3 protein-coding genes and 1 rRNA gene are annotated in these 2521 nt (G+C 57.9%); 3 read left to right on the plus strand and 1 reads right to left on the minus strand.

The genetic code is table 11. The features are described from left to right. The first annotated feature begins 91 nt into the window (after positions 1–91). The 3 genes from rrf to AC1DU9_RS29685 all read left to right on the plus strand — a co-directional run bounded on the left by rrf (position 92) and on the right by AC1DU9_RS29685 (position 1769). Positions 92–207, plus strand: a 5S ribosomal RNA gene (gene rrf, locus AC1DU9_RS29675). A gap of 214 nt (positions 208–421) precedes the next feature. Then, positions 422–1348: a LysR substrate-binding domain-containing protein gene (locus AC1DU9_RS29680; RefSeq protein WP_223461977.1), complete on the plus strand. Its 927-nt coding sequence runs from the start codon at positions 422–424 to the stop codon at positions 1346–1348. A 55-nt stretch (positions 1349–1403) separates the two neighbouring features. Next, on the plus strand, positions 1404–1769 hold the full coding sequence (locus AC1DU9_RS29685) for a 5-carboxymethyl-2-hydroxymuconate Delta-isomerase (protein WP_477811254.1): 366 nt from the start codon (positions 1404–1406) through the stop codon (positions 1767–1769). Positions 1770–1772: 3 nt separating this feature from the next. On the opposite strand, the gene AC1DU9_RS29690 is transcribed toward AC1DU9_RS29685, so the two are convergent. Then, positions 1773–2521, minus strand: a 749-nt coding sequence (locus AC1DU9_RS29690) for a LysR substrate-binding domain-containing protein (protein WP_477811255.1), incomplete at its 5' end; no start/stop codon positions are given.

A 2521-nucleotide genomic window follows, 5' to 3' on the forward strand; every position in this document is an offset into this window, starting at 1 on the left:
ATGAACCGAAAGTTCGACGCTCACAAAACACCGAAAGCTGTCACATACCCAATTTGCTGAAACGTTGAAAAACGGTTCAGTACCCGAATTTCTTGACGACCATAGAGCATTGGAACCACCTGATCCCATCCCGAACTCAGCAGTGAAACGATGCATCGCCGATGGTAGTGTGGGGTTTCCCCATGTGAGAGTAGGTCATCGTCAAGATTAAATTCCGAAACCCCTATCTGCGCACGCAGGTAGGGGTTTCGTTTTTGTCCGCAGGAAAGCCACGGCTACTGGATTTCTATGCAATCGCTCGGTGCGTGGCTATCATGCGGGCCTCATTGTGAGGCGAGACCTGCGTGCTGACTGAGTCGGATAGACGGCAGTCGCACCAGCTACCTAAACTGTCAGCAGATTTGGACATCGGGGGCAGTGGATGAATCGCAACGAACTACGCAAGGCGGATATCAACCTGATGGTGGTATTCGAAACGCTGATGCTCGAGCGCAATGTCACTCGGGTGGCGGAGAAGCTGTTTCTCGGCCAACCGACCATCAGTTCGGCGCTCAACCGCTTGCGTGCGATGTTCAATGATCCGCTGTTCATACGCGTCGGCCATCGCATGGAGCCGACAGCGCGGGCAGAGGAGATCATCAAGCATCTGTCGCCGGCGCTGGACTCCTTGTCCGTGGCCTTGAGTCTGACCCATGACTTCGATCCGGCCAGCAGTACGATGACGTTCCGCATCGGTCTGTCTGACGATGTCGAGTTTGGTCTGTTGCCGCCATTACTGCGAGTCTTGCGCCAGGAAGCGCCCAACGTGGTGTTTGTGGTGCAGCATGTCGATTACTGGCGGATTCCCGACTTGCTGGCGTCTGGTGATATCACGGTGGGGATCAGCCAGACCCGTGGCTTGCCGGCCAATGCCAAGCGCAAGTTGCTGCGACACATCCAGCCCAGCATATTGCGCGCCGATGCCTGCGACACACCGCTGACCCTCGATGAATATTGCGCGCGACCGCACGTGCTGGTGTCCCATACCGCCAACGTCAGTGGCTATGCCGACGAATGGCTGGCAGACATCGGCCGCACGCGCCATGTGGTGCTCTCTGTACCGCAATACAGCTCGCTGCCAGCGCTGCTCGCCGGGACGGACCTGATTGCCAGCCTGCCGGACTACACCGCCGAGGCGATGGCTGCCTCGGGAGTGCTGTTCAAGGAACCCTTTCCAATCCAGACACCCACCCTGGACCTGTCCATGGTCTGGCTCAGTCATGTTGACGCCGACCCCGCCGAGCGTTGGTTGCGCTCGCGTCTGGAGGCGTTCATGAGTGAGCGTGCCGTTTTGCCGCTGCCCGAATGAACAGCGGCGTTGTGTTATATGTTCGATCCGTCCCCCCCCTTACAGGAACCAACTCATGCCTCACCTGCACATGGAATACACCGCCAACCTGACTGACTTGAATGCCGATGTGGCATTGATGCGGTTGAACAATACGTTGGTGGGTTCCGGTCAATTTTCTGCCGAATTTGACATCAAGAGCCGCGCGGTCATGGTCGAGACATTCAAGGTTGGCACGGCATTGGCTGAGCGGGCATTCGTGCATGTGAAGCTGGCGCTGTTGAGTGGTCGTTCCGCACAGATCAAGAAACAGCTCTCCGAAAGCCTGCTGGAGGTGGTTCAGGGCCTGTGTGAGTGGCCGAGTGGCGTTGAGGTCCAGTTGTGCGTGGAAATTCTCGACATCGATCGCGATTCCTACAGCAAGACCRCCATCAACAACTGAGTATCAGGCCGTTTCCTGCTCGATGCTGGTCTGGATCACCTGCTCTCGCAGCCAGGTGTTGGCGCTGTCCTGATCAGCACCCTGATTCCACTGCATGTCGAGGGTGAAACCCGGCAAGCCTTTGGGCGCTTCACAGTGATTGAAGGTGTCTGTGTTGGCCAGAAGTCGCTGGATGCGCCGGGGCAGGGTCAGGGCATAGTCGGTGCCGGCAATCAGCTTCAGCGCTGCGCTGTAGCTGTTGGCGCGTGCGACGATCTGGCGCTGTTGTCCTTGCTGCGCAAGCCAGCCGTCGACCATGTTGGTGGCGGACGTCCAGGGTGTCGGGAACACGTGTCGACGGTCGACATAGGTTTGCAGACTCAAGCGTTGTTCCGCCGGCGTGGCGCGTTTGTCGAAAACACACACCAGATCGTCTTCGAGCAGCGTCCGGGATTTGAAGTCGACGTGACTGCGATGAAAGTGCGGGCCGAAGCACATCACCAGGTCGAGGCTGCCTTCGCGCAACGCTTCGGCAGGGATATCGGCTTCGAGTTTGAACACATTGACCATCACTGGAAGATCGGCGAGGTCGAAGCGTTTCAGCAGGCGCGGCAGGATCAACTGTTCGAAATATTCCGGTGCGCAGATGTTGAAGGTCACGGGTTTCAGGCCGGGGTCGAACGTGGGTGGGCCGGCGTGACACAGGTTGATACTTTCGAGGATTTTAAGCAGGTGAGGGTACATCGCGCCGGCCTTGCAGGTGGGCTGCATGC

The organism is Pseudomonas sp. P4_C1 (assembly GCF_056402155.1).

Coding starts and splice junctions, on each gene's coding strand:
- AC1DU9_RS29680 (WP_223461977.1), top strand. CDS start 422: ATGAATCGCAACGAACTACGCAAGGCGGATATCAACCTGATGGTGGTA.